The organism is Actinokineospora diospyrosa (assembly GCF_024171925.1).
In the GTDB taxonomy this organism is placed as follows: Bacteria; Actinomycetota; Actinomycetes; order Mycobacteriales; family Pseudonocardiaceae; genus Actinokineospora; species Actinokineospora diospyrosa.
In genome coordinates this window covers 92,839-118,038 of the sequence record NZ_JAMTCO010000002.1, presented here as the reverse complement: position 1 = coordinate 118,038, position 25,200 = coordinate 92,839, and the positions used below count along the sequence as shown (strand labels likewise).

The following is a 25,200-nucleotide window of genomic DNA, read 5'->3' as shown; positions in this document are numbered from 1 at the left end:
AGGCTGTGTATTTGGGGGCTTTCGGTCAGGTTGATCTTGACGTCAGCCGTTGCTGGGGGTGCGGGGCAAGGGATTCGGGCCTTCGGCTCCGGTGGACGGCCTCGTCGCCTGGCGGCGACCTCGGCCACCGGGATCGGACGCCTCGTTGCCTAGCGGCAACATCGGGCCCGATCCGCGACAATGCGAAAAGCTCGATGCGGTGGACCTGTTTTGCGCGGGGCCCCTACGACACCCGTGGCAGGACCGCAAAGCAGGGGCCGAAAAGCATGGCCCTGCTGCGAACGACGCTACGGGTGTCGTCCCCCCACGCAAAACAGGTCCACCCCATCGAGCAGTTGGCACCAGCGAGTCCGACTGTCCAGGTGCTGGGTTGGCAGGGCAGCCGAGAGCGGGCTGGGATGGCACCGGACCTTCCGAGTGTCCAGGCGCTGAGCAGGTGGGTTGAGGCGGATCTGACGGGGGGCGGGCTGGCACCGCTGGGTCCGAGTGTCCAGGGGCTGGCACTGTGGGTTGGGGCGGACCTGACGGCAGCCGAGATGACACCGCCGGGTCCGAGTGTCCAGGCGCTGAGCAGGTGGGCTGGGGCGGACTTGACGGAAGTCCAGCTGGCACCGAGGGGGCCGAGTGTCCACGCGCTGAGCAGGTGGTTAAGGCAGACCTGACGGCAGCCGGGATGGCACCGTCGCGTCCGAGTGTCCACGGGCTAGGTGGGTGGGCTGGGGCGGAGCCGACCGGCTGGAGGGGATCCTCGCCGCGCCGCTGGTGGGCGCGCTGCGGCTGCAGACCAGGCAGTTCACCCCGAAGCAGGTCCAGCGGTTCGTGCGGCGCTGGTACCGGGCGGTGGAGCGGTTGAGCATCGAGGGCACCGACGAGGAGGTCAACACCCGCGCCGACGAGCTGAGCGCGGACCTGCTCGACAAGCTGCACGGCGCGCCCGGCCTCGCCGACTTCACCGCCAACCCGCTGCTGCTGACCATGATCGCCAACGTGCACCGGTTCCGCGGCGCGCTGCCGGGCAGCCGGGCGGACCTGTACCGGGAGATCTGCCAGGTCATGTTGTGGCGCAGGCAGGAGGCCAAGAAGCTCCCGGTCGCGCTCGCCGGGGAGAAGAAGGAGCAGATGCTGCGCGCGCTGGCCTTCCGGATGATGACCGCCGGGGTGACCGAGTTGCGCCGCGACGACGTGCTCGCCGAGTTCGCGCCGACCCTGCGCAAGCTGTCCACCCCGCTGACCGCGGCCGACGTGGTGGCCGACGCCTCGTCCAACGGGCTGCTCGTCGAGCGCGAGGCTGGCCTGTACGCCTTCGCGCACAAGACGTTCCAGGAGTACCTGGCCGCCGCGCACATCCGCGAGCACAAGCTGGACGAGCTGATCTACCGGGTCGACGACGCGTACTGGGAGGAGACCACGCTGCTCTACACCGCGGAGGCCGACGCCGACGACATCATCCGGGCGTGCCTGATCTCCGGGTCGCCGAACGCGCTGTCGCTGGCCTACAAGTGCCTGGAGCAGGGCGACGCGCTGGCGCTGGAACCGGCGCTGCGGCAGGAGTTGGCGAACCTGCTCGACACCAAGCGCTTCGAGCAGGCCACCGCGCAGCAGCGCAGGGCGACGGCGACCATCCTGGCCAACCGCTACGTCGCGGGGTGGGCGCACCCGCGGCGGGGGACGCGCATCGCCGACCGGCCGGTCCCCGCGTCGCTGTACCGGCTGTTCGAGCTGGAGATCGGCGTCAGCGAGCCGGTGGGCGGTGACCTCGACGGCGTCTGCTCCGGCGTGCCCGGCTACCGCGCCCAGCAGTTCTGCCTGTGGTTCAACTCCGTGCTCGACAGCGACCAGACCTACCGATTACCCCGGCGACGGGAACTGGAGGGCCAGAACCAGTTCCGCGGCGGGCACCCGGTGTGGACGGTGGACCAGGCGCTCGGGGTCTGGGCGTTCTCCGGGCAGCCCCACCTGGTGACCGAGGAGTCGTTGTGGGCCACGCTGCTCGACGACCTGGACGCGCCGTCGGCGTTCCTGTTGCTGGTGCTGCACGCCGTGAGCGCCGCGCGAACGCAGGTCGAGGGCGGCCGGGCGAAGGCTGTCACGGGCAGCGAACTGGTGTACCGGTTGGTGCGCGCGGCGCTGCGGGTGCAGGAACGGGCCGGGCAGGACTGGCTCTCGGTGGCCTCGCTCGAGGGCGGGTTGCCGCTGCTCACGGACTTCACGGCGGCGGTGGACATGCCGTACCACCTCGCCGCGGTCGCCGACCTGCTGGTGGCGGCGGTCGAGCGGGTCTACCCGGCGGCCGGGGTCCTGCACCCGCTGATCGGTCCGCTCGACGGGCTGGTGGACCAGTGGCAGGGCGACAACGGGTTCGCCTTCGCGGTGGGGCTCCGCGATGTCACGGAGCGCACGGTCGCCAAGATGTGGCTCAACGGGTCGGCGTTCACCAAGTGGAGCGGGTGGGACGCGCCCCCTGAGGCGTTGGACGGGCTGCTGCTGGCGGTGCTGGCCGCGGTGACCGGCCAGATCGGCGACCGCTGGAGCCGCGCGGCGTTGACCGTGCTGCACGAGCTCCGGGGGCCGTCGAGAGCGACGCGCCGGAGATCACCGAGCGGCAGGCCACGACCGCCCGGCTGGCGTGCCTGTACCTGTCCGCGGCGGTGCGCTACACCAAGGGCGACCTGGCGGTCCGGTTGATCGACTTCGCCGCGGGGGTCACCCTGCTGCGGCGGCGCGCGACCGGGGAGGCGCGGTCGGACGAGACGATCGTGCTGGTCGCGGACTGGCCGACCGACCGGGGGTGAGCGGTCACTATCATCGTTCGGTGATCGTCGACGACGAGTTCTTCGCGGAAGCCGCCGAGCTGCCGCAGCGGCAGCAGCAGATCCTGCTGGCCATCCGGGACTGGGTGGTGCGCCACGGCTACTCCCCCAGCACCCGCGAGATCGGCGACGCCGTGGGGCTGCGGTCGGCCTCGACGGTGTCGCGGCACCTGGCGGTCCTGGAGGACAAGGGTTTCCTGCGGCGCGGGACCTCGGTGTCGCGGCCGATCGACGTGCGCGCGTTCCTGGGGCCGCGCGAGCGGGAGTCCGACGGGTCGGTGAGCGTGCCGGTGGTGGGCGACATCGCCGCGGGTGTGCCGATCGCGGCCGAGCAGCACGTCGACGACGTGTTGACGCTGTCGCGGGAGTTCACCGGGCGGGGCACGGTGTTCGCGCTGCGGGTGCGCGGTGACTCCATGGTGGACGCGGCGATCTGCGACGGGGACGTCGTGGTCGTGCGGCAGGGGTCGGAGGCGCACTCGGGTCAGGTGGTCGCCGCGATGATCGACGACGAGGCGACGGTGAAGGTGTACCGGCGGCGCGGCGGGCACGTGTACCTGGAGCCGCGCAACCCGGCCTACGAGGTGATCGACGGGGACAACGCGGTGGTCCTGGGCACCGTCGTGTCGGTGTTGCGCACGATCTGACGACCTATGCTGGGGTGACCCGACCCGCGGAGGAGCACCCCAGATGAGCACGTCCCAGGGCGACGACGACCCGACCGTCGTGGACGCCGAGATCGTCGCGTCCCCCACCCCCGCGGTCGAGCTGCCCGCCGCGCAGTACTCGGAGTCGGGTGTGCCGAGCTTCGACTACGTGCGCGAGCGCATCGAGAACCGCGCCGCCACCGCCACCGGGTCGACCGAGCTGGCGGGCATCGGCGGCACCGGCCCGGACGTCAAGTCGCTCGACGAGCAACTGGCCGAGCGCGAGGAGGCCGGGCGGGCCCGGCTCGCCGAGATCCGCCGCGCCATGGGCAAGGACTGACCGCCCCCGGCGCCGGGTGGGCGCCAGGGGCGGCACAGGGACACCGAGTCAGTGGGTGGAGAGGGACCGATCCCGGCGTGTCTTGGGATTCTTGAGCGGTTTCCGCCTCTTATGCCGCTTGGGCAGTGGGGCGAAGGTGGCCTCTCCGGCGCTTAGGCGCGTGAACCGGGTCAGGGATGTCGGTGCTGCCGGTGGGCTCGTCGCCCTCACCGAGCAGCGCCGGGGTTTGTGGCGTCGGGCGGTCCTTGGTGAGCCGGGCGACGAGGTAGAGCAAGGCGAGGCCCGCCAAGAGGGGCAAGTGGGACGCGACCCTGGTGAAGGTAGCGGTGCCTTGCGCGAGGTCGTGGATGGAGAGGCCGACTAAGAGGGCCACGAATCCCGCCAACGTCGGGAGCAGTCCCGCTGCCCTTGTCACGCGGACGGCGGCGACGAGTAGGCCGATGCCGAGCGCGAGGTTCCAGGCGGCGCCCTCGTTGAACAGGTGGCCGGACAGGCCGTGGTCGCCGTGGCCCGACGGGGTGAGCAGTTGGGCGAGGGCGATCCAGAACTGGACCAGCGCCACGATGGCAAGCGCGAGCCTCGGGACGAGGGCGGCGGGCCGGGGGCGGACCGCCAACGCCGCTGTCACCAGGTCCGGTGGCTGCTCGGCGGGGCGAACGCGGATGGCCCTGGTGAGGGCCTGGGCCTTGACCTGCCAGCCCGCGCAGGCCGGGCACTGCGCCAAGTGCGCGTCGGTCTCGGCGGCGGGGGCGGGTTCGGCCTCGCCGTCGAGGCGGGCCGAGAGCGCTTCACGGCAGGTTGAGCAGTCCACGTCCCAATAGTCGCGCCATTCGGCCTACGGGTTCCCGACGGGGTGTGGTTACGATCCGGACTCGTGACCACAGCCGATGACGAGGTGACCCGCTGGGCACTGCGCGCGCGGACCGGTGACCGCGACGCCCTGGAGCGGTTCGTCCGCGCCACCCAGCGCGACGTGTGGCGCTTCGTCGCCCACCTCGCCGGGGTCGCGGTCGCCGACGACCTGGCCCAGGAGACCTACGCCCGGGCGCTGGGCAGCCTGCGCGGGTTCGCGGGCCGGTCCTCGGCGCGCACCTGGCTGCTGGTGATCGCCCGCCGCGTCGTGGTCGACCAGGTCCGGATGGCCCGCTCCCGGCCGCGGCTGGCCGGTGGGGTCGGCTGGGAGGCCGAGGCCGACCGGCACGCGGCGCCGTCGGGGTTCGAGGGGGCGGTGGAGCTGAACCTGCTGCTCGACGCCTTGGACCCGGATCGGCGCGAGGCCCTGGTGTTGACCCAGGTCCTCGGGTTGCCCTACGCCGAGGCCGCCGATGTGGTGGGCTGCCCGGTCGGCACGATCCGCTCGCGGGTGGCCCGCGCCCGCGACGACCTCATCCGCGCCGTGGGCGACCAGGCCACCGAGGCGGGCTGAACGCCCGGGAACTAACGCGATCGGGTGACCGACTCCATGATCGGGTGCGCCGCGCGCCCGGACTGGAGGACCGGTGACCGCGCTGCCCGTGCGCCTGAGCGGGGTCAGCTGCCGCTACGGCAGGCACCCCGCCGTGCTGTCGGCCGACCTCGACGTGCCCGCGGGACAGCGGGTCGCGCTGGTCGGGACGAACGGGTCGGGCAAGTCGACGTTGCTGCGCGCCGTGCTGGGGTTCCAGCCGGTCGCGTCCGGCACGGTGGAAGTCGGCGGCGTGGTGGCCCGCACGTCGGCGCAGTGGCGCGCGCGGCGGGCGGCGGTGGGGTGGATCCCGCAGGTGCGCTCCAGCGGGCGGTTCCCGCTGCTGTTGGACGAGTTGCTGGCCAGCGGGGGTGACCTAGCGGCGGCGCGGTCCGCGGCGGATCGGTTGGGGCTGGGCGGTTTGGGCGGGCGCGGGGTGCACACGCTGTCCGGCGGGCAGGTGCAGCGGGCGTGGCTGGCCCGTGCGGTGGGGTGCGTGGCCGCGGGGGCGGGGGTGCTGCTGGCGGACGAACCGACGGCGGCGTTGGACTTCGCGGGACAGGACGAAGCGGCGGCGGTGCTGGCCGGGTTACCGGTGACGGTGGTGGTGGCGACGCACGACCGGGCGGTGGTGCGGGTGTGCGACCGGGTGGTGGAGATGGCGGCGGGGCAGCTGCGGGAGGCGACGTGACCGCGGTTGGGGTTGGGGTGGGGGTGGGGGTTTTGGTGGGAGCGCTGGGGGTGGGGGTGCCGCGAGGCAGGGCGCATGCGCTGCGGGGTGCCTCGCCGTGGTGGGAGGCGCGGTGGGGGGAGGCGCGGCGGGGGGAGCAAGATCGAATCGCGCTGAGCAGCCCCCGATATACAGCTTACCGAAAGGCGCCGACAAGACGGGGTGAGCGAGCGGGTGGGCTGTGGACAACCCGGAAACGCGGAGAACTGTTGCGGGGCAAAGACACCCGACCGGGTGGTGAAGATAGCGGCCGGGCAGCCGCAGGAGGTGGCGCGACCGCGATGGGTTCTGCGGCATGGGTGCTGGCTTTGGTGGGAGCGCTGGGAATTGAGGTGCCGCGAGGAAGGGCGCCGCGGGGTGAGGCGCTGCAGGGAAACGCGGCGCGGGGTGGAGCACAGTGGGAGGAACAAGATCAAACCGCGCTCAGCAGCCCCCGATATACAGCTTACCGACAGCCACCGACGAAAGAGGGTGAGCGAGCGGGTCGCCTGTGGACAACCCGGGGACGCGGGAATGTGGGGCGGGGCAAAGACACCCGACCCAGTGGTGAAGATGGCGGCCGGGCAGCTGCAGGAGTCGGCATGACCGCAGTGGGGGTGGGGGTTTCGGTGGCGGCTCCGCGAGGGAGGGCACCGCGAGTTGATGCGCTGCAGGGGAACGGGCGGTGGTGTGAGGCGCGATGGGGGGAGCAAGATCAAATCGCATTGAGCAGCCCCCGATATACAGCTTACCGAAGGGCGCCGACAAAAGAGGGTGGGCGAGGGGGTGGGCTGTGGACAACTCGGGAAGGCGGGGATGTGGGGCGGGGTAAGGACACCCGGTCGGGTGGTGCTTGTTCTGAGCAGAGCACCGACAGAACGGGGCGGGTGTGGGGTGTGGTGGGGACAACTCCGGGGTGGTGGGTGGGATGAGTGATCTGGCGGAGTTGTTGGGGGTGGCTGCCGTGCAGCGGGCGGGGGTGGGGTTGGTGTTGGGGGCCATCGCGCTGCCTGCGGTGGGGGTGGTGATCGTGGGGTTGGACATCTACCCGGTGCGGTTCGCGATCATGCACGTCGCCCTGTTGGGGAGTGCGATCGGGCTGCTGACCGGGACGGACCCGGTGGTGTGGGCGTTGGTGCTGTGCGCGGCGGCCGGGGGTGGGTTGGCGCCGTTCGCGACTAGGCCGGGTGGGTTGAGCGGGGCCATGGGGTTGCTGATGAGCCTTGCGATCGCGGTGGCGCTGTTGGTGCTGTCGGTCTCGGGGGTCAACGCGAACGGGGCGTTCGAGTTGTTGTGGGGGTCGATCCTGTCCACCAGGCCGGTGGACCTCACCGTCCTCGGAGTGCTCGCGGTGGGGGTGCCCGCGCTGTTCTGGTGGCGGCGGCACGACCTGTCGCTCCTGTTGCACGACCGGGAGTTGGCGGTCGCGTCGGGGGTTCGGGCCGGGCCGCTGACCGTGGCGCTGCTCGTGGTGGTGGCGGTGGCGATCGCGGGGGCGATCAAGTTGACCGGCGCGCTGCTGGTGGACGCGTTGACCCTGTTGCCCGCGTTGGCCGCGCGGCGGATCGGGCGCGGGCTGACCGGGATGGTGCTCGCGGCGATGGCCATCGGGTTGGCGGTGGCGGTCGTCGGGTTGTTGTTGGCCCTGGTGCTCGACCAGCCGCCGGGGCCGATCTTGGTGTTGGTGGCTGGGGTGGTGGCGTTGCTCGCTCAGGTCGTGAAACGAGGAGAACCGTGAAGCTCGGGATCGTGGCGCTCGGCGCCGTGCTGGTGTTGACCGCGTGCGGGGACGCCCAAGGGACAGCCCAGCAAGCCACTGGGAATCAGGGCAAGAAGGTCGTGGCCGCCACCGCCTGGGAGGGGGCGTTGGCGAAAGCGGCCGGGGCGGGTGAGGTGAAGGTGATCGTCCCGGCGTCGGTCGTGCACGCGGCCGACTACGAGCCCAAGCCGTCGGACCTGGTGGCGGTCAGCGAGGCCGATGTGGTGCTGTACGCGGAGTTCGAGGGGTTCGCGGGCAAGCTGAAGGAGGCCGCGGGCGGGGACGCACGGGTCGAGGCGGTGGTGTTGGACAACAAGCCGGATGTGGTGCGGTCCGAGGTGCGCAAGCTTGCGGCCTTGCTGGACACCAAGCAGGCGGCCGAGGAGTGGATCGCGAAGTTCGACCGGAAGATCAGCGAACTCTCGGTGCGCAGCAAGGGAAAAGTCGTCAGCCAGGCGTTCGTGACCTACATGGCGGAGATCACCGGCTTGGAGGTGGTCGGCACGTTCGGGCCGCAGCCGATCACGCCCGCGCAGGTCGCCGACCTCGCCGCGAAGGAACCCGCTCTGGTGCTGGACAACGCGCACATGCCCACCAGCGGCGGCGTGCTGCCCGACACCGGCGCCAAGCAGGTCGAGATCGTCAACTACCCGGGGGCGGACCTCGACCTGCTCAGCGTCTACACCACCAACGCCGACCGGATCACCGCGGCGCTCGGCTAGCGATCAGCTCCTGGACGGCTCGGCGGTCCACTTTGCCCGCCGGGCCCAACGGCAGTTCCCCGAGCACGACCACGCGCTCGGGGAACTTCCGCGGTTCGAGTCCTTGCGCGGCGAGGTGCGCGGTCACCTCGACCAGCGGCAAGTCCCGGTCGGCGACGACGCAAGCGCACAACCGCTCCCCCAGAACGGGATCCGACACCGGCACGCACACGACGTCGCGTATCGCGGGGTGCGTGGCCAGCAGCCCTTCGACCTCCGCCGGGCTGATGTTGAGCCCGCCGCGGATGATGATGTCCTTGCGCCTGCCCACCACGTGCAGGTGCCCGTCCGCGTCGAAGTGGCCGAGGTCGCCGGTGCGCACCGACCCGTCGGTCAGGCGGTACCGGGCGTTGAGCTCGGGCGCGCCGACGTAGCGCATCGGGCTCATCGGCCCTAAAGAGACGATCTCGCCGACCTCGCCGTCGGGCAGCACGCGCAAGTCATCGTCCACAATGGAGACCCGGGCCACGTCGGGGTTCGGTCGACCGGCGCTGTGCGGCAAGCCATCGACGGCGGTGTGGCAGTTGACGCCATCGGCGGAACCGTAGACGTTGACCACTGAGCAGCCCAACGACTCGCGCACCCGGTCGGCGGTCGCCGGGTCCAAGGCGGCTCCGCCCAGGGCGACAACGCGCAGGCTGGACGTGTCGCGCCGAGCGCTGTTGTCGGTGATCATGCGGAACATCGTCGGCACAGCCAACACGTGCGTGGGTCGGTCTTCCTCGATGGCGGCTAAAGCGATGTCGACATCGAACTTGGGCCGGAGGATCAGGGTTGCCCCGTGGGTGGCGAGCGTGACCGCCGTTCCGTTGCTGCCATAGGACGACGCGAGCGGCACCATGATGTACACGCGCGGTTCAGGCGTTTTGCCCAGCAACACACCCATGAACCGGCCACGGCCGCCGATGAGCGCGTTGTGCGAGTACAGCACCATCTTCGGCTCGGCCTCGGACCCGGAGGTGACCAGGATGCGCGCGGGCCCGTCCGGATCGGGCGTCGAGGGCGTGAACCGCGCGGGGTCGCAGCGCAGCAGGGCTGACACCGGGACGCAGCCCGCCACCTCACCGCCCACGGCGATGACCGTGCGCAGGGAGGGCAGGTCGCCCAGCATCGCCCGTGTTCGCTCGGCGCAGAGGTAGTCGCCGTAGGAGGTGGCGGTGACGACGGCGACGGCTCGGGACCGGCTCAGCAGGCTCCACGCCTCCCGGTCACCGCGGCCGACCGGGTACGGCAGCGCGATCGCGCCCACCGCGGCGATGGCCAGGTCGAACGCGCAGGCCAGGTGCCCGTTGGGCAACTGCACGGCGACCACGTCCCGCTCCCCGACGCCGAGACCCGCGAGTCCGACGGCCAGGCGCTGGACGAGAACGTCCAGCTCGGCATAGGAAAGCACGCCGTCGGCGTCCAGAACAGCCGTGCGACCGGGATTCGTGGTCGCGTGCTCGTGGAACAGGGCGTAGATGTCCCGGTCCAGGTAGTTGCCCGCGGCGGCCCAGGAGCGGCGGAGTTCGTGCGGGACAAGGTCTTCCAGCAGCTGATCGGCGACGAGCTTCACAGGAACCTCCACGGTGCGGACAGGGCGGCTGCGCCGTGCTCGTCACGGCGCAGGACTGCGGCGAACGCGGGGTCGTCCAGCAGCGCGGTCAGGTCGGTGACCACGGGCACGCCCCCGATCCGGCCGTCCACCGGGCGGCGGAACCCGGCCGGTCGGCGCGCTGACCCGCCTTGGCTGAGCGCGGTCGCGGCGCCGAGGAGGCTGCTGCGCACCGAGACCCCGCGACCGGTGGCCCGGCGGGCCAGGAGGCCGACGAGGGTGGCCTCCGCGCCGATGAGGCCGCCGAGGACGTCGACGAGCGTCATCATCGACGGCGCCGGTTCCTCGTCGAGCGGTCGGACCAGGTGGGCGAGCCCGGTGCGGGCCTGCACCATGAAGTCGGTGCCCATCGGCAGGTCGGCATCGGGTGAGTCGGCCCAGCCGGAGGTGTGCACGTGGACGGTGCCCGGCAGGTCGGCGGCGGTGAGGCCCCAGCGTTCGGCGTTGCCGGGCGCCCAGTTGTGCAGGAACACGTCCGCCGCCCGCACCCGCTCGCGCAGCCACCGCCGCGCGGTCGGGTCCTTGAGGTCGATCTCCACGGCGTCCTTGCCCCGGTTGAGGGCCAGCCAGCGCGCGGAGAGCCCGCCGGTCGTGGGTGGCATACCGCGCAACGGATCCCCGTCCGGCGGCTCGACCCGGACCACCCGGGCACCGAGCAGCCGCAACAGGTTCGCGGCCATGGGCGCCTGGACCCGTCGGCCCGCCTCCCACACGGTGCCGAGGCCGACGTCGGGTGCCGGGTGGGGCAAGGTCGTGATCTGCCAGGGGTGTCCGCCCGCGGGCAGGTCAGCGGGTCCGCGCAGCACGCACAGGTCTGCCCCGCTCGCCCGCGCCGCCGCGCGCACCTGGTCGAACGTGGCCGCGCGGCTGATCTCGTACAGCTCGACGGGGAGCGGGGCGGTCGCGGTGGCGTAGCGGAACAGGAACGGCCGCCAGCCGACGGCGATGGCACGCGTGGGCGCGCCCAGCGCGGTCCAGAACCCGCCCCACCGCTCGGGAACGAGCGCCTCGATCTCGTAGCGCACCCCGTCAGCGGTCGTGAAGGGCGGACCGCCGGGGGCGAAGTCCTCCCCCGCGGCGGCCAGGTATTGGGAAACGGTCAGCAATGCGGCCTCGGCCACACTGGTCTCGACGACGTGCTCGCCGAGCGGGTCCCGCAGGGCGCTGGCCAGCAGACCGGTCACCGCCAGCACACCTGCCGCCGTGCCGCAGTAGTCGATGCCCAGGCCCCGCGGCGAACCGGTGCTGCGGCCGTGGACGTGCGCCACACCGCACGCGGCCTGGACCGTCGCCTCGTCGCGCAGCCCCGGCACGGCGACCGGGCCCGCCCAGTCGACCCGCACGACGTGCCGACCACCGGGAACGTCGAGGACGGCCTCGGCGGCCAGCTCGGTCGGCCCGCCCCGCACCACCTCCAGCCCCAGGAAGGCGAGGTGGTCGCGCAGCACCGCGGCGGCGGCGCTGGACCCGGACACGGAGACCTTGGCGTCGAGGGGTGTCTTGGTTCCCGTCATGCCCCACTGGTCGCACCGGGATCACCGCCGGTTCCCGCGGTGGTGTGATGTGCCGCGTGAATCGTGCGGTGGTGCGGGCGTTCGTCGACCGGGTGGTGATCCCCGCAGAGGCCGAGCTGGACGCGGGCCTGGACCTTCGGGGGGAGGCGAGGGCGGCGGGCCTGTGGGCGCTCCCGCTGCCCGCTGAGCTGGGCGGGGGTGGGTTGTCGTTGGCGCGGTACCTGGCATTGGCGGAGGACGAGGGGCGCAGCGACCACGGGCCCGCTGTGCTCGGGTCGGCCTCTTTGCTCACCGCGCGCACGTTGGCCGCGCACGCGGCTCCCGCGCTGCGTGAAGCGGTACTGCGGCCTCTTGTGGCGGGTGAGGTGACCACGGCGTATGCGATGACCGAGCCGGGTGTGGCGGGTTCGGACCCGACCCTGCTGCGCACGACCGCGACGCAGCGGCCGGACGGGTCGTGGGTGGTGGACGGCCGCAAGTGGTTCACCAGCGATGCCGCGCGCGCCGACTTGGTGCTGGTGGTCGCGCGGACCGGTGACTCGTTCTCCATCTTGGCTGTGCCAACGGGTTCGGCGGGCTTCCGGGTCGAGCGCGAGCTGGACGTACTTGGCGGCGGCGGTCAGTACGAGATCAGCTTCACCGCAGTGCATGTGCCCGGGGACAACCTGGTCGGCGAGGTCGGCCAGGGGTTGCGGTTGGCGGGTGAACGGTTGGCGCTGGGCCGGACGCTGCGGGCGTTGCGGTGGGTCGGGCAGGCGCAGCGGTGCCTGGAGCTGCTGGGGGCGCGGGCGGGCGCTCGTAGGCTGGGCGACGGGGTGCTCGCCGATCGGCAGTTGGTGCAGCGGCTGGCTTTCGAGGCCGAGTTGGTGGTCCGGTCGGCGCGGGCACTGGCCGGGGAGGCGGCTCGGTTGGTCGCCTCCGGTGAGCGGGCGGCGGTGGAGGTGAGCCTGGCCAAGACGGCCGCGGCGCGGGCCTTGGGGACCGCGGTGGACGCGGCGATCCAGGTGTACGGGGCGGAGGGGCTGATGGCGGAGTCCGGGTTGCCGCGGCTGCTGCGGGTCGCCCGGTCGGCGCGGATCCTGGACGGGGCGGACGAACTGCACATCGCGACCACCGGGCGGCGGTTGCTCAGCGGCTACCAGTGATCGGCGGACACGAGGCCGGTGAGCAGGGCGGCGCCGAGGGCGGTGAAGAACTCCGCCCAGATGACGCGCAAGCCGGTCTGGCCGTCGTACTCGGCGGTGCCCGTGGCGGCTTCCCGGAGCAGGCGTTCGCCGTTGGGGTGGTTGGCTTTGAGGAGGGCCATGGCGGCGATGGCGTTGGCACCGGCGTCATCGGAGGGGGTCGACCATTGTGCGATCAGGTCGCCACTCGGCCTACCTCCGTCCACTGCCGACAGGAGAAGCCACGCCGCTCCCCTGCGCCAGGTTGGAATCCCTTGTCTCAAGTGGGTTTCCAGGTGTCGCTGGGCTATGTCGTGGTGGCCGTGGGCTCGAAGGAGGGGGATCACTCCGGCGGCGCCGTCTGGTCGGATCGGCGGGCCGTCGGGCGCCAGTGCGGTTCCCCAGGGGATGGCGCCTAGGCGTTCGTCGAGGGCTTGGGCGAGGGAGTCGGCGACCGCGGCGGTGGTGGGTTCAGGAGGGTGCAGGCCCAGGCGTTCGCCGCCGCTGCCGTACCAGAAGATCAGGCCACGGCACACCGTGTCGGTATCGGCCCAGATGTCGAGGCGGCGGCGGACGGGCGCCGGGTCGCCTCCTTCCGCCATCGCTTTGAGCGCTAGCAATCCGGCCCAGAACCCGCCCGTCCACGAACCGCGGGCGGTGGTGCGCCACTGGTCCTGCTCGGCGGACAAGGGGAACCGGTCGCCCACCGCGGCCTCGATCTCCGCGACCCGGCTCCAGGTGTCCCGCAGGATCGCCTCGGCCCAGCCCGTCATCGCGTGCTCCGCGTGATCATGACCGCAACCGCGGCGGCGGCGAGGAAGGCGGCGCCAACGCAGACCCACAGCCAGGGGTAACCCGCTGCGTGCAGCACAAGGCCGGTCAGTGGCGGGCCAAGTGCGAAGCCGCCGAAGAAGCCCGCCGACGCCACGGCGGCGGCCCGTCCAGCCGAAGCGGGCGGGACCGCGCGCATCACCGCCACCATGGACACCGCGTTGCCGGAGACCGCGAACACGCCGACCCCCACCGCGCCCACCCACACCAGCCACGGCAGGGCATCCGCCACGGCCACGACCGCGATCGAACCCGCGGCTCCCAGCGCCAGCACCGGAAGCACCGAGGCCGAGTCATCCGCCCGGCCCGCCGCGCCGCTCCACAGCACCCGCCCGGCGATGCCGAGCACGCCCATGACCGCGATCAACCACGCCGCAACGGGGGCCGACAGCCCGAGCCGGTCCACGCCGTAGAGCACGAAGTAGGTGTTCACCGAGGCCAACCCGAAGCCCAAGGCCAGCGAGAACACGGCCAACGCAGGCACCCGGGAACCCAACTCCCCGCCACCCGCCTTCGGCGGCGAGTGCGGCACCGGCATCCGGGCAACGGGTGCGACCGCCAGGCACAGCAGGGCAAGCGCCGCCACACCCCATCGCCAGTCCACAATGGATGCAATGGCCGCTAGTGGCACACCGGCGACGAAGGCACCGACCTGCACCCCGGACTGCTTCCACCCCGTGACCCGACCGCGATGGGCAGGCTCGACCACAGCGAGAATCACCTTGTTCGTCGCCGGATTGGCCAATGCCTGCGGCACACCGCCGAGAGCCACACCCACCGCCACCACCCAGGCCGACGGCGCCACCACGATAACCCCCAACACAGCCGCCCCCACCACGAACAGCCCGACCAGGCTCCGCCCCGCCCCCACCCGGTCCACCAACGCGCCCGCGGGCAGCGACAACACCGCCGCCACCCCGAAACCCCCGGCGACGAGCGCGCCCAAGTGCCACTGCGCCAACCCGAACTCGGCGACCAGCACCGGCCCGAGCGCTCCCAGCACGAACAACGGCAACATCGACACAGCCATCGCCGCCGTGGACACCACGGTCACCTTGGTCCTCACCCGCCCATCCCAGCAGACCCGCGGCGCGACGGGATACCCCGTGTTTGCCGATGGTGTTTTGCCCCGGTCGACGAGGTGGGCCCGCCAAGGTCCTCGCCGCCGCACCGGCGTGGGATACGTTGACGTGGTGGGGAACTACCGACTGACCAGGGTCGACGCCGAGGGGATGCGCGGTGTCGAGGAGCAGTTGCAGGCGGTCTACCGGCGGTGCTTCGTCGAACCGCCGTGGTCCGAGGACGAGGAGCAGTTGGCCAAGCAGCCGGAGCGGTTCGCCGAGCACCTCGGTGAGCCGGGCGCGCACGGCGTCCTCGCCACGCTGGACGGCGTGGTCGTCGGGTCCATCCACGGCTGGCCCGCGGCGTCCGGCCGAGCGGGGACCCCGCTGTACGAGCGGATCTTCGCCGGGGTCGACGCCGCGCTGCACCCGCTGTTGGGTCCGCCCGCGCTGGAGGTCGTCGAGTTCATGGTCGACCCGGCGCACCAGGGGCGCGGGCTGGGCCGCGACCTGCTGACCGAGTTCGTCGCCGGGTACCCGCGGGCCTGGCTGTGCACCCACGCCGAGGCCCCGGCGCGCAGGCTCTACGACGCGGCGGGCTGGTCGGCCGTCGGCTCGTTCAGCTCGTCCGGCAGGGTGCCGCTGGTGGTCTACCTGAGCTGTACTTTCGGCTGATCCGCGCAGGTCAGGCGGCTCGTACACTGGGCGCGTGCTCGACATCCTCGGCTCGCTGTGGCGGGAACCGCGCCCCACCCCGGTACCGCCGCTGACGTGGTGGGACCGGGTGTTCATCGGGGCGCTGATCCCGATCGCCCTGGTGGAGGGGGTCACCCGGGCGGGGCCGCTCTCGACCGTGCTGGCGGTCGCGCTCGCGCAGGTGCTGTGGTGGCGGCGCGACGCCCCGCTGCTGACCGTGGTCATCGCGTTCGGCACCTGCGCGGTCGCGTCGGTGGTCGTGGGTCGGGACTTCCCGGACCTGCACGTGCAGGTCTACCTGCTGGTGCTGCCGTTCTCGCTGTTCCGGTGGGGGTCGGGCCGGGAGGCGGCGCTCGGGTCCGCGGTGATGGTGGGGCAGGTGGGGCTCGCGGTGCTGATGGGGCACCAGCGACCGACCGACGCCCTCGCGGGCACCGTCGTGCTGGCGGCGGCGATGGCGCTGGGGGCGGCCGTGCGGTACCGGGCGCGGTACCGGACCAGGGAGCTGGACCAGGTCAAACTCCTCGAACGGGAACGGCTGGCCCGAGACCTGCACGACACCGTCGCCCACCACGTCTCGGCGATGGCGATCCGCGCCCAGGCGGGCATCGCGCTGGCCGCGACCGACCCGGGGGCAGCGGTGGCGGCGTTGCGCGTGATCGACGCCGAGGCGGGGAAGGCGCTGGAGGAGATGCGGGGCATGGTGCGGGTCCTGCGCGCCGACGAACAGGCGGAGCGGGCACCGGGCCACCGGCTCGACGACCTGGACCAGTTGGCGTCCAACGGCCACCCGGCGATCGCGGTCGAGGTCGTCGGGGACACCTCCGGCCTCCCGTCAGCGGTGGGGGCTGCGGTGTACCGGATCGCCCAGGAGGCGATCACCAACGCACGGCGGCACGCGAAGAACGCGACCCGGGTCCGGGTGCGGGCGGTGGTGGACGCGACCACGGTGTGGCTGTGGGTGATCGACGACGGGGAGACCGCGGTGGCGCGCCCGCCGGGGTTCGGGGTGACCGGGATGATCGAACGCGCGGCCCTGCTGGGCGGCACGTGCACAGCCGGACCGGAAGACGGTCGCGGATGGACAGTCGCCGCAGCACTTCCCAAGGCGGCCCGATGAACATTCACGTAGTCACCGGTGGTACGTGCACGCCGGACCTAGCGGCCAAGAGCGACAGGGCGGCAGCGGTGGCATCTATGGTGGCGCGATGAACATCCGTGCGTGCACAGCACGGCTGCGGGGCAACCGTCTATGGACCGCAGTCCAGGCGAAGGTGGCGTGGTGAGCGTCCGCGTGGTCGTGGCCGACGATCAGGAGATCGTGCGGACCGGGTTGGCGATGCTCTTGGGGGCGCAGCCGGGGATCGAGGTCGTCGGCGAGGCGGGTGATGGGCTCGAGGCGATCGGGGTGGTGCGGGAGCTGCGGCCCGATGTGTGCCTGATGGACATCCGGATGCCGGGGCTCGACGGGATCGAGGCGACCCGGGTGTTGGCCGAGGAGGTCGCGGTGGTGGTCATCACCACGTTCGACCTCGATGAGTACGTCTACGCGGCGCTGCGGGCCGGGGCGCGCGGTTTCCTGCTGAAGAACGCGGGCGCCGACTTGCTCGCCCAAGCCGTGCACGCGGCCGCGCGGGGTGACGCCTTGATCGCGCCGAACGTCACCGCCCGGCTGCTCACCGCGTTCGCCGCCGGGGCGCCGTCCGCCGGGGCGCGGCTGGTCGACCCGCTGACCGAGCGGGAGGAGCAGATCTTGCTGGCGGTGGCGCGCGGGCGGACGAACAACGAGGTGGCTGGCGAGTTCCACATCACGCTGAGCACGGTGAAGTCGCACATCGCCAGCCTGATGACCAAGCTCGGCGCCCGCAACCGGGTCGAGATCGTGATCTGGGCCTACGAGACCGGGCGGGTCCGGTAGCCGAAAGTACGACGTCGGGGCCGTACCTGGTCCTGATGTGCCGGGCGCGCGCACAGCGGACCATTTTCCCCGTGCTCAAACACATCCGCGTCCCCGCCGCGCTGCTGCTGCTTAGTGCCGTGCCCGTCATCGCGGGTGCCGTCCGGCTCACGCGACTGACCGGTCCGGTCACCCAGGAAGGCGCCCGGTTCGCCGCCGCGCCGATCCCGATCGTCCTGCACATCGTCGGTGCCACCGTGTTCTGCCTCGCGGGCGCGTTGCAGTTCTCCCCCGCGCTCCGCCGCTTCGCCTGGCACCGGCGATCCGGCCGGTTGGTACTCCCTTGTGGACTGATCGCGTCGCTCTCCGGCCTCTACATGGCCATCACCTACCCGCACCCACCCTTCGACGCACCGCTGGTGACGGTCTTGCGGCTCGTCTTCGGCACAGCCATGACCGTCGCCCTCGTCCTCGGCTTCCTGGCCATCCGCCGCCGCGACTTCGCGGGGCACCGGGCCTGGATGATCCGCGGCTACGCGATCGGGATCGCGGCGGGCACCCAGGCGGTGGTCACCATCCCGTGGGTCGTCGCGTTCGGCCAGCCGGGTCCACTGCCGCGGGCCCTGCTGCTCGGCGTCGCGTGGGTGCTCAACTCGGTGGCCGCCGAATGGATCATCCGCGGACGAGTGGCGCAACCGGCGTTGGTGCGCTCGCCAGGCGCGGTCCCCGGGCGATCGGCCTAGTCGCGCCGCGCGGTCTCCACAGAGGATCGCGGCGGGGTGCGCCGGACGCCCGACGGGTCGCCGCCGAGTGGGCCGCGACGGGTGGGGAACGGTTGGTACAGCGGGGTGACAGGCATTCCTGTGGCCACTGACGGCGTGTGATCGTTCGCTCATCGAGTTGCGAAAGGGGAGTCGATGAGGAAAACAGCAGCACTCGCGGCCGCAGTGTTGACAGCGGCCGCCATGGTCAGCGGGGCGAGCAACGCCAGCGCGGGGATCTGGGGCTATGGCTACACCGGGCCGGTAGCCGACCAGGTGACTTGCGACGCGTGGTCCGACGCGGCGTGGGATCCGCCCTATTTCTACAGCTACGACTGCCGCTACTACACCGCTGATCCGGGTCCGTTCAACCGGGGCCCCGGCTGGTACTTCTGGTACCGCCAGGACATCCGCTGATCCAACCCGGGCCACCACACGGAGAAAGGGAGATCTAGTGAGGAGAACCCCAGCACTCGCCGCCGTCGTGCTGACGGCAGCCGCCTTGGTGAGCGGGGCGGCCACTGCCACCGCCACCACCAGCGGGGACTGGGCGTCCGGCTTCGAAGGGCCCTGGACGACCCAAGCGGAGTGCGACGCGACGTCCGACCTGTGGTGGTCCCCACCGGTCTACTACAGCTACGACTGCTCCTACCACGCCTCCGACCCGGGGTACGGGAACCGGGGGCCGGGGTGGTACTTCATCTTCCTGATGGACATCCGCTGACCATCCACACCGGACAGTGATCCAGCGGGGCGCCCGTCCGGTACCCGCCGGGTGGGCGTCCACTTCGGACGTTGCAGGCCCGGCGGGATGGGCTGCTCCGTTCGGGGAGTCCTGGGCGAATCGGCCCCCGGGGCGGGGCGGTGGACCGGATGGTGGGGGTTCACCCGCGCCCCCGGAGGGACGAGCATGGACGGTGCCGATCTCTGCCACAAACCCGCCACCGAGGTGCTCGCGCTGTTCCAGCGGCGGCAGCTGTCCCCGGTCGAGCTGCTGGACGCGCTGATCGCCCGGGCGGAGCGGCTCGAGCCGCGGCTCAACGCCTTCGCCACCACCTACCACGAGCGGGCCAGGGTCACCGCCCGCGCGGCGGAGGCCCGGTACCAGGCGGGCGGTGACCCGGCGCGGCCGTTGGACGGGTTGCCGCTGGTGGCCAAGTCGGACACCGACTCCGCGGTCGAGGGCACCGTGTCCAGCGACGGGTGCCTGTGGTTGACCGGGGCCGTGGACGAGCACACCAGCCCCACCATGGCGCGGTTGCTCGCGGCGGGCGCGGCACTGCACGCGCGCACGACGATGCCGGAGTTGGGCTGGGCGTGGACGTGCGACTCCCGGGCGCACGGGCTGACGCCCAACCCGTGGGACCCGACCTACTCCTCCGGCGGCTCGTCCTCCGGTTCGGCGGTGGCGGTCGTGGCGGGAACGACGACGGTCGCGATGGGCACCGACTGCCTGGGTTCGCTGCGGGTGCCGAGCGCGATGTGCGGCGTGGTGGGGTTCAAGCCGCCGTACGGGCGCAACCCGCTGCACCCGGGGGTGAGCTACGACTTCTTCACCCACATCGGCCCGATGACCAGGACCGTCGCCGACGCCGCGCTGCTGCAGAACGTCACCTCGGGCCCGCACCCGCTCGACCACACGTCACTGCCCGGCCGGGTGACCATCCCGCAGCGGCTCGCCGACGTGCGGGGGCTGCGAATCGCCTTCTCACTGGACCTGGGGTGCTTCCCCGTCACGGCCGACGTCCGGCGGGAAACGCTGGCGACGCTGCGGGCACTGGCCGACGCGGGAGCGCGGGTCGAAGAGGTCGAGGTGCCCTGGGCGGGCGACATCACCCGGGCAGCCTCGCGCTACACCGACCGCCTGTACGCGGAGGACTTCGTCCGGGCACTGCGCGAGCACCCGGACGAAGTAAGCGACTACACCGGGTACTACGCCCAGTGCGCGCTGGAGGTCGACCCCGACGAGCTGCGCAGGCTGCACGAACTGGCCGCCTGGACGTGGTACCACCACTTCGGCCCACTGTTCGAGCAGTACGACGCGTTCCTCTGCCCAACACTCGCGTTCCACGAGGTACCCGCAGCGAACCGCCCCTGGGAACGAACGATCGAAGTCAACGGCACCCACCACACCGACCACGACGGCGTGATGACAGGCCTGTTCAACGTATACAGCCGATGCCCGGTCCTAGTAGTGCCATCGGGCCAATGCGCCGGCTCCGGGCTGCCCACAAGCGTCCAGATCGCCACCCGCCCCTACGACGACGTGACCGCCTTCCAAGTAGGCGCGGCGATCGAACAGGCCCGCCCGTGGCCCAGTTGGTCCGAACCCGCCTCACGCCCCGCCCACAACCCGCCTGACCTCATCGCCATCCACCACGAGACCATCACAACCCCACCCCAGCTCGCCGGAGCGGGCCTGTCTCGCGCAGGAGAACAACAGCCATAACGTCATGCGCCGACAAATCCATGCTCACCGGCCTCTGCTCCATGAGCTCGACTCTGCCCCACCCTCACCCCCCACCAACCCCACCAACCCCACCCCTGTTCTTGCTCGATGGGGCGGACTTGTTTTGCGTGGGGGGACAACACCCGTAGCGTTTCCTCGCGGCAGGGCCAGTCTTTTCGGCCCCTGCTGTGCGGTTCTGCCACGGGTGTTGTAGGGGCCCCACGCAAAACAAGTTCGCCCCATCGAGCCAACCGCACTAGCAACCACCGCAGACCCTGTCGATGCTCGGCGCCATCGAGCCAACCGCACTCCCAACCCCGGCACGGACCCGCCCTACTGAGCCCACCGCACCCCCAACCACCCGCAGACCCGCCCCATCAAGCCCACCACACTCCCAGCACCCGTGGACCCCCACCGCACCGCTCCACCCAGGTGCATACCGAAGGCGAGCCGACCCACGCCCACCGCCCGAGCCGCCCCTACGTTCGCGCGAACCGCTCATAGCGAAACGGCCCGAGCACGTCATCCTGGCCCTCCCCCAACGCCTCAGCCGCAACCAGATCACCCGCGTGAACACTGAGCGTCGCACCACTGTGCGACACCGCGAAATGGAACGCAGGCAGCTCAGCAACCCGCCCCAACACCGGAAGCCCGTCAGCAGGGATCGGCCGCTCACCGACGCGCACGCTCTCCACGGTGGCGTCGCGCAGGCCAGGGTAGAGGTCTCTCCCAGCAGCGACCACGGCCTCGACGGCGGTCTGGTCGACCTTGGTCTTGCCCCGGGTGACGCGAGCAGCGGAATCAACCTCTTCGGTGTGCAACAACAGCCGCCCACCGCCGTCAGGGCGCAGGTGCACGTGCGGCGCGTGCACGACCCGCGACACGGAGACGGCGACCGGGGACGTGTAGATGAGCACTCCGAGGGTGTTGCGCATCGGCAGGGCGAGACCGGCCAGCTCGGCGATCCGCGCGGCGTGCGGCCCGGCGCAGTTGACGACCGCGTCGGCGGTGAGGCGCTTGCCCGAGGTGAGCCTGATCTTGGCCGAGTCGTCCACGTCGAGATCGATCACGGCGTCGTCGCGTAGCAACCGGGCACCCCGGGACAGGGCGGTCGCCAGCAGGTGCCCGATCAGACGCGTCGGTTCGACCCAGCCTTCACGAGGGAAGTAGGCGATCTCATCCTCAGGTAGCGCTACCGGATTGATGTCGGGCTCTAGCGCTACCACCTCTGCCCTCGTCAGCCACCGAGCGGCATATCCGTACTCGAGAACATTCGCCACCTTCGTCCGCAACCGCTCTTGCCCTACCTCGTCAGCGGCCCACTCAAGGTTGCCACCCTCGTGGTACCAGTCGGAGTGCGGTGCTTGTGCCGCCAACCGCTGGTGCGCGGCCATCCCGGCGACGCTCAGGTCGTGGTAGCTGCGCGGTTGCTTGCCGCACGAGTTGGTCCAAGAGAAGGTGGCCCCGGAGGTCCCGCCTGCAGGCGCACCTGCCTCCACCACCGTGACCCGGGCTCCCCGTCGAGCCAAGCCTGCCGCAACAGCTGCCCCATAGACCCCAGCCCCGATGACCACCACATGCCCAACCATGGCGAATCTTCCTCGACGACAACGGTGTCCTCTTTGCTTACCGATCACCGGGTTGGAGGGACAACCGCCAGCCGGGCACACCTCCCCCACGACCGGATGACAGTCGCTCACGCCGCTACTGGGGTTCGCCTACCGGGTGGCTATCGCGTAGCGCGCCATTGGGCGGCTAGCAGCCACATCAGGTAGACGCCGCCTACGGCGCCGGTGGCGAGGCCGACGGGGAGTTGGAAGTCCGGGATCGCTCGCTGCCCCAAGAGATCAGCCGCGGTGAGCAGGACGGCGCCGGTAAGGGTTGCTGGGAGGATGCCTGGTCCGCCTGTGCGGGTGAGGCGGGATGCCACCTGGGGCGCTGCAAGGGCGATGAAGCCGATGGGACCGGCAGCAGCGGTGGCGACAGCGGTGAGGGCAACACCGACGACGACTAGAGAGAGGCGGGTGCGTTCGGGGGAGATTCCCAGGGATTGCGCGGTGGCGTCACCCATCTCCAGCAACGACATGCGGCGACCGGCCAAGAGGACTAGTGGTACGAGGACCGCGAGGGATATCCACAACGGGGTCACCTGTTGCCAGGTGCGACCGTTGACGCTGCCGAGGAGCCAGAGCTGGGCGAGGCGGGCTTCTTGAGACGATGCTCGGGTTAGGAGGTAGCTGTTGACCGAAGCGAGGATTGAGCTGACGCCGATGCCGATGAGGATTAGGCGGAAGCCTTGGACGCCTCGTCGGTAAGCCAAGAGGTAGACGATGACGGCGGCCGCGAGGCCACCGACTACTGCGCCTACCGCCACGCTGGCTTGGCTGTCGCGGAAGACCAAGAGGGCGAAGACGGCGCCGGTAGCGGAGCCCGTGGTGAAGCCGATTACGTCGGGGCTGCCTAGAGGGTTGCGGGACACGCTCTGGAAGACGGCTCCCGCGGCGCCTAGAGCGGCGCCCGCACCGATGGCCACCAAGAGCCTGGGGAGTCGGAAGCGGTTGACGACCAGTTCAAGGCCGGGCGGGCCTTGTCCGAAGATGGTCCGCAGCACGTCGGAGACCGTGGCCGGGTAATCGCCCGTGGTGAGGGTGAAGGCGGCCAAGGTCGCGAGTGCGATCAGCAGGGCGGTGCCAACCACCAGCGGGCGGCGGTAGACACGGACGGAGAGCGGGCCCAGCCGCAGGATGGCGGCGCTCACAGGTGCGCGATCCGGCGGCGGCGGGCCAGGGCGATGAACACGGGGGCTCCCAGGAATGCCGTGACGATGCCGACCTGCAGTTCGCCCGGGGCACCGAGGACGCGACCGAGCACGTCCGAGCCCACGACCAGGACCGGGGCCAGGACCGCGGCGTAGGGCAGCACCCAGCGGTGGTCGGGGCCGGTGATCATCCGGGCCGCGTGCGGGACGGCGAGGCCGACGAACGCGACCGGGCCGACGGCGGCGGTGGCCGCGCCGCAGAGCAGGGTCACCGCCAGGGCACCGGCGAGGCGGACCTGACCGATCCGGACGCCGAGGGCGCGGCCGGTCTCCTCGCCCAGGGCCAGGGCGTTGAGCGGGCGGGCGAGCAGCAGCGCCACCCCGGTGCCCGCCGCGATGAGGGGCGAGACCTCGAGGAACACGTCCATGCCGCGGCCTGCGAGGGAGCCGATGACCCAGAACCGGAACCGGTCGAAGGTCTCGGCGTCGAGCAGCAGGATGATCCCGACGACGGCGTTGAGCGCGGCGGTGACGGCAGCCCCGGCGAGGACCATGCGGTCGGGGGTGGCGGCGCGGCCGCTGGCACCGAGGGCGTAGACCGCGACGGCGGTGACCGCCGCGCCCAGCAGCGCGAACCACACGTAGCCGCTGGGCGCGGTGACGCCGAGGAACGAGATGGCCACGACCACCGCGGTCGAGGCGCCGATCTCCACGCCGAGCAGGCCGGGGTCGGCCAGCGGGTTGCGGGTCAGCGCCTGCATGAGGGCACCGGCCAGACCGAGGGCGATGCCGACGGCCAGGCCGAGGACGGTGCGCGGGAACCGCAGTTCGCGCACGATGTAGGCGATCTCGCTGCCGTCGTCGTGCCACAGCAGCCGCCACACGGTGCCGATGTCGATGTCCTCAGCCCCGACGATCAGGCTGAACACGCACACCGCAGCGAGCGCCACAAGTGCGCCGACGAGCCCTAAGAGGCGCACGCTCACGGTCTTGACGCGGGGCCGCCCTTCCACCATTGGCAACCCCTCGTCGTTCCGCGCGATGTCACCGATCTCGGGACCGGGCAAGGCTAACAACTCCCTTTCACGCAGAGGACTCCGCCATGGCGACCGCGATCTTACGAGGTCCGGTAAAGGGTTCCCTGCCGTGCGCGGCCAACATGTTGTCCACTACCAACAGGTCGTCGCGCTGGTAGTCGAACCGGGTGGATGCGGCGCGGTAGCACTGTCGCAGGTGGGCAACCACATCATCCGGGATGACGCTGCCGTCGCCGTAGTAGGAGTTGTTCGGGAAGCCGTCAGGTCCATAGATCTCGGCGATGCCCTCGCGGACGTCAGTCGGGAGGCTGCTCTCGTGGAAGATGACGATGTGGTTGAACCACACCGGTAGCCCGGTCACCGGGTGCTTGTGCACGGCATCCCGGACGGCACGAGTGCGCAACCCGTCAGCGCCCACCCACTCCGGAGTGATACCGCCCGCGGCGCACTGGCGCTCGACCTCGGCACGGTCCTCAGTACCGAACGCGGTCCACCACCGCAGACCGACATCCTCACCGTAGTTGCGCACCACCATCCACCGACGCCGCTCGAACTCCGCCCGCACATCCGGATCAATACGCTCATAGACCTCACGAATAGACGCCAACGGAGTGGCACCCTCGGTCAACGGCGGCTCAACGCAGTGGAAGAACAGGGTAAGAGGCCAAACAGCCTGGTAAGACATCTCGGTGTGCAGCGGGATCTCCGCCTGCGCGGGATAAGAGGTCGACGTATAGACGTTGCCCTTGATCACACTGCGCGGCGACGACTGCTCGGTGTAGGTGAGCGGTTCGCCCGCTAGCGCCCGCACCGCGTCGGCCAGCCCGTCGGCACCGCCGATGTCGAAGCCGCGCAGCAGCAGCGCACCGTGCTCAACGAGCTTAGCCCGCAGGTCAGCGCGATCGTGGTCGATGTGCTCGACGACCGGGCCGGTGCCCTCGATCGTGTAAGCCAGGGTCATCGGTTCTC

The 25,200-nt window shown here is 71.3% G+C and carries 25 protein-coding genes; 16 read left to right on the top strand and 9 right to left on the bottom strand.

Going from position 1 to position 25,200, the window contains the following annotated elements; all coding sequences use genetic code 11:
* Positions 1 to 711 precede the first annotated feature (711 nt).
* From LV75_RS03110 to LV75_RS03095, 4 genes are read left to right on the top strand one after another with little or no spacing between them, the layout of a single operon-like run.
* Positions 712 to 2,685, top strand: coding sequence for an NACHT domain-containing protein (locus LV75_RS03110; RefSeq protein ID WP_253885085.1), 1,974 nt, complete (start codon positions 712 to 714; stop codon positions 2,683 to 2,685).
* The gene (locus tag LV75_RS03105; protein WP_253885084.1) at positions 2,649 to 2,792 is read left to right on the top strand and encodes a hypothetical protein; all 144 of its coding nucleotides are present in this window, start codon (positions 2,649 to 2,651) and stop codon (positions 2,790 to 2,792) included. The genes LV75_RS03110 and LV75_RS03105 overlap by 37 nt, the downstream gene beginning before the upstream one ends.
* A 20-nt stretch (positions 2,793 to 2,812) precedes the next feature.
* Positions 2,813 to 3,457, top strand: coding sequence for a transcriptional repressor LexA (gene lexA / locus LV75_RS03100; protein ID WP_253885083.1), 645 nt, complete (start codon positions 2,813 to 2,815; stop codon positions 3,455 to 3,457).
* 43 nt (positions 3,458 to 3,500) lie between these two features.
* A complete protein-coding gene (locus tag LV75_RS03095) occupies positions 3,501 to 3,797 on the top strand; it encodes a hypothetical protein (protein WP_253885082.1) in 297 nt (98 codons plus the stop codon).
* Between the two features lie 109 nt (positions 3,798 to 3,906).
* Here LV75_RS03095 and LV75_RS03090 read toward each other — a convergent pair whose 3' ends face one another.
* Complete coding sequence (locus LV75_RS03090) at positions 3,907 to 4,608, bottom strand: zf-HC2 domain-containing protein (protein WP_253885081.1); 702 nt, start codon at positions 4,606 to 4,608, stop codon at positions 3,907 to 3,909.
* A 63-nt stretch (positions 4,609 to 4,671) separates the two neighbouring features.
* On the opposite strand from LV75_RS03090, the gene LV75_RS03085 reads away from it, so the two are divergent.
* From LV75_RS03085 to LV75_RS03070, 4 genes are all read left to right on the top strand, one after another.
* Positions 4,672 to 5,223, top strand: a complete 552-nt coding sequence (locus LV75_RS03085) for a sigma-70 family RNA polymerase sigma factor (RefSeq protein WP_253885080.1) — start codon at positions 4,672 to 4,674, stop codon at positions 5,221 to 5,223.
* A gap of 73 nt (positions 5,224 to 5,296) precedes the next feature.
* Entirely contained in the window at positions 5,297 to 5,932 is a 636-nt protein-coding gene (locus tag LV75_RS34735) for an ATP-binding cassette domain-containing protein (protein ID WP_308210841.1), read from the top strand.
* A gap of 946 nt (positions 5,933 to 6,878) precedes the next feature.
* Positions 6,879 to 7,688 (top strand): metal ABC transporter permease, encoded by an 810-nt coding sequence (locus LV75_RS03075; protein ID WP_253885079.1) that lies wholly within the window; start codon positions 6,879 to 6,881, stop codon positions 7,686 to 7,688.
* A complete protein-coding gene (locus LV75_RS03070; RefSeq protein ID WP_253885078.1) occupies positions 7,685 to 8,431 on the top strand; it encodes a metal ABC transporter solute-binding protein, Zn/Mn family in 747 nt (248 codons plus the stop codon). Before LV75_RS03075 ends, LV75_RS03070 begins: the two co-directional genes overlap by 4 nt.
* On the opposite strand, the gene LV75_RS03065 is transcribed toward LV75_RS03070, so the two are convergent.
* Together LV75_RS03065 and LV75_RS03060 are read right to left on the bottom strand one after the other, a co-directional pair.
* On the bottom strand, positions 8,412 to 10,025 hold the full coding sequence (locus LV75_RS03065) for a class I adenylate-forming enzyme family protein (RefSeq protein WP_253885077.1): 1,614 nt from the start codon (positions 10,023 to 10,025) through the stop codon (positions 8,412 to 8,414). The two genes, LV75_RS03070 and LV75_RS03065, sit on opposite strands and share 20 nt — an antisense overlap.
* Complete coding sequence (locus LV75_RS03060; RefSeq protein WP_253885076.1) at positions 10,022 to 11,578, bottom strand: CoA transferase; 1,557 nt, start codon at positions 11,576 to 11,578, stop codon at positions 10,022 to 10,024. The genes LV75_RS03065 and LV75_RS03060 overlap by 4 nt, the downstream gene beginning before the upstream one ends.
* Positions 11,579 to 11,634: 56 nt before the next feature.
* Here LV75_RS03060 and LV75_RS03055 point away from each other — a divergent pair, with 56 nt between their 5' ends.
* A complete protein-coding gene (locus LV75_RS03055) occupies positions 11,635 to 12,723 on the top strand; it encodes an acyl-CoA dehydrogenase family protein (protein WP_253885075.1) in 1,089 nt (362 codons plus the stop codon).
* Here the strand turns inward: LV75_RS03055 and LV75_RS03050 are convergent.
* Together LV75_RS03050 and LV75_RS03045 are read right to left on the bottom strand one after the other, a co-directional pair.
* Positions 12,714 to 13,514 carry a hypothetical protein gene (locus tag LV75_RS03050; protein ID WP_253885074.1) on the bottom strand — a complete coding sequence of 267 codons (801 nt, stop codon included), beginning with the start codon at positions 13,512 to 13,514 and terminating at the stop codon, positions 12,714 to 12,716. The genes LV75_RS03055 and LV75_RS03050 overlap by 10 nt on opposite strands.
* Positions 13,511 to 14,638, bottom strand: a complete 1,128-nt coding sequence (locus LV75_RS03045) for an MFS transporter (RefSeq protein ID WP_308210840.1) — start codon at positions 14,636 to 14,638, stop codon at positions 13,511 to 13,513. The genes LV75_RS03050 and LV75_RS03045 overlap by 4 nt, the downstream gene beginning before the upstream one ends.
* A gap of 127 nt (positions 14,639 to 14,765) precedes the next feature.
* On the opposite strand from LV75_RS03045, the gene LV75_RS03040 reads away from it, so the two are divergent.
* The 7 genes from LV75_RS03040 (at position 14,766) to LV75_RS03010 (ending at position 20,436) form a co-directional block, all read left to right on the top strand.
* Complete coding sequence (locus tag LV75_RS03040) at positions 14,766 to 15,308, top strand: GNAT family N-acetyltransferase (protein ID WP_253885073.1); 543 nt, start codon at positions 14,766 to 14,768, stop codon at positions 15,306 to 15,308.
* Between the two features lie 34 nt (positions 15,309 to 15,342).
* Positions 15,343 to 16,449, top strand: coding sequence for a sensor histidine kinase (locus LV75_RS34730; RefSeq protein WP_308210839.1), 1,107 nt, complete (start codon positions 15,343 to 15,345; stop codon positions 16,447 to 16,449).
* A 162-nt stretch (positions 16,450 to 16,611) separates the two neighbouring features.
* Positions 16,612 to 17,247: a response regulator gene (locus LV75_RS03030; RefSeq protein ID WP_253885072.1), complete on the top strand. Its 636-nt coding sequence runs from the start codon at positions 16,612 to 16,614 to the stop codon at positions 17,245 to 17,247.
* Between the two features lie 71 nt (positions 17,248 to 17,318).
* A complete protein-coding gene (locus tag LV75_RS03025) occupies positions 17,319 to 17,969 on the top strand; it encodes a DUF2306 domain-containing protein (protein ID WP_253885071.1) in 651 nt (216 codons plus the stop codon).
* 174 nt (positions 17,970 to 18,143) lie between these two features.
* Positions 18,144 to 18,404: a hypothetical protein gene (locus LV75_RS03020; protein ID WP_253885070.1), complete on the top strand. Its 261-nt coding sequence runs from the start codon at positions 18,144 to 18,146 to the stop codon at positions 18,402 to 18,404.
* A 37-nt stretch (positions 18,405 to 18,441) separates the two neighbouring features.
* Positions 18,442 to 18,711, top strand: a complete 270-nt coding sequence (locus LV75_RS03015) for a hypothetical protein (protein ID WP_253885069.1) — start codon at positions 18,442 to 18,444, stop codon at positions 18,709 to 18,711.
* A gap of 186 nt (positions 18,712 to 18,897) precedes the next feature.
* A complete protein-coding gene (locus LV75_RS03010; protein WP_253885068.1) occupies positions 18,898 to 20,436 on the top strand; it encodes an amidase in 1,539 nt (512 codons plus the stop codon).
* A gap of 479 nt (positions 20,437 to 20,915) precedes the next feature.
* On the opposite strand, the gene LV75_RS03005 is transcribed toward LV75_RS03010, so the two are convergent.
* The 4 genes from LV75_RS03005 to LV75_RS02990 all read right to left on the bottom strand — a co-directional run bounded on the left by LV75_RS03005 (position 20,916) and on the right by LV75_RS02990 (position 25,192).
* Positions 20,916 to 22,025, bottom strand: a complete 1,110-nt coding sequence (locus LV75_RS03005) for an NAD(P)/FAD-dependent oxidoreductase (protein ID WP_253885067.1) — start codon at positions 22,023 to 22,025, stop codon at positions 20,916 to 20,918.
* Positions 22,026 to 22,165: 140 nt separating this feature from the next.
* The gene (locus LV75_RS03000; protein WP_253885066.1) at positions 22,166 to 23,194 is read right to left on the bottom strand and encodes a FecCD family ABC transporter permease; all 1,029 of its coding nucleotides are present in this window, start codon (positions 23,192 to 23,194) and stop codon (positions 22,166 to 22,168) included.
* Positions 23,191 to 24,210: a FecCD family ABC transporter permease gene (locus LV75_RS02995; RefSeq protein WP_253885449.1), complete on the bottom strand. Its 1,020-nt coding sequence runs from the start codon at positions 24,208 to 24,210 to the stop codon at positions 23,191 to 23,193. Before LV75_RS02995 ends, LV75_RS03000 begins: the two co-directional genes overlap by 4 nt.
* A 67-nt stretch (positions 24,211 to 24,277) precedes the next feature.
* Entirely contained in the window at positions 24,278 to 25,192 is a 915-nt protein-coding gene (locus tag LV75_RS02990; RefSeq protein ID WP_253885065.1) for a TauD/TfdA family dioxygenase, read from the bottom strand.
* Positions 25,193 to 25,200 lie beyond the last annotated feature (8 nt).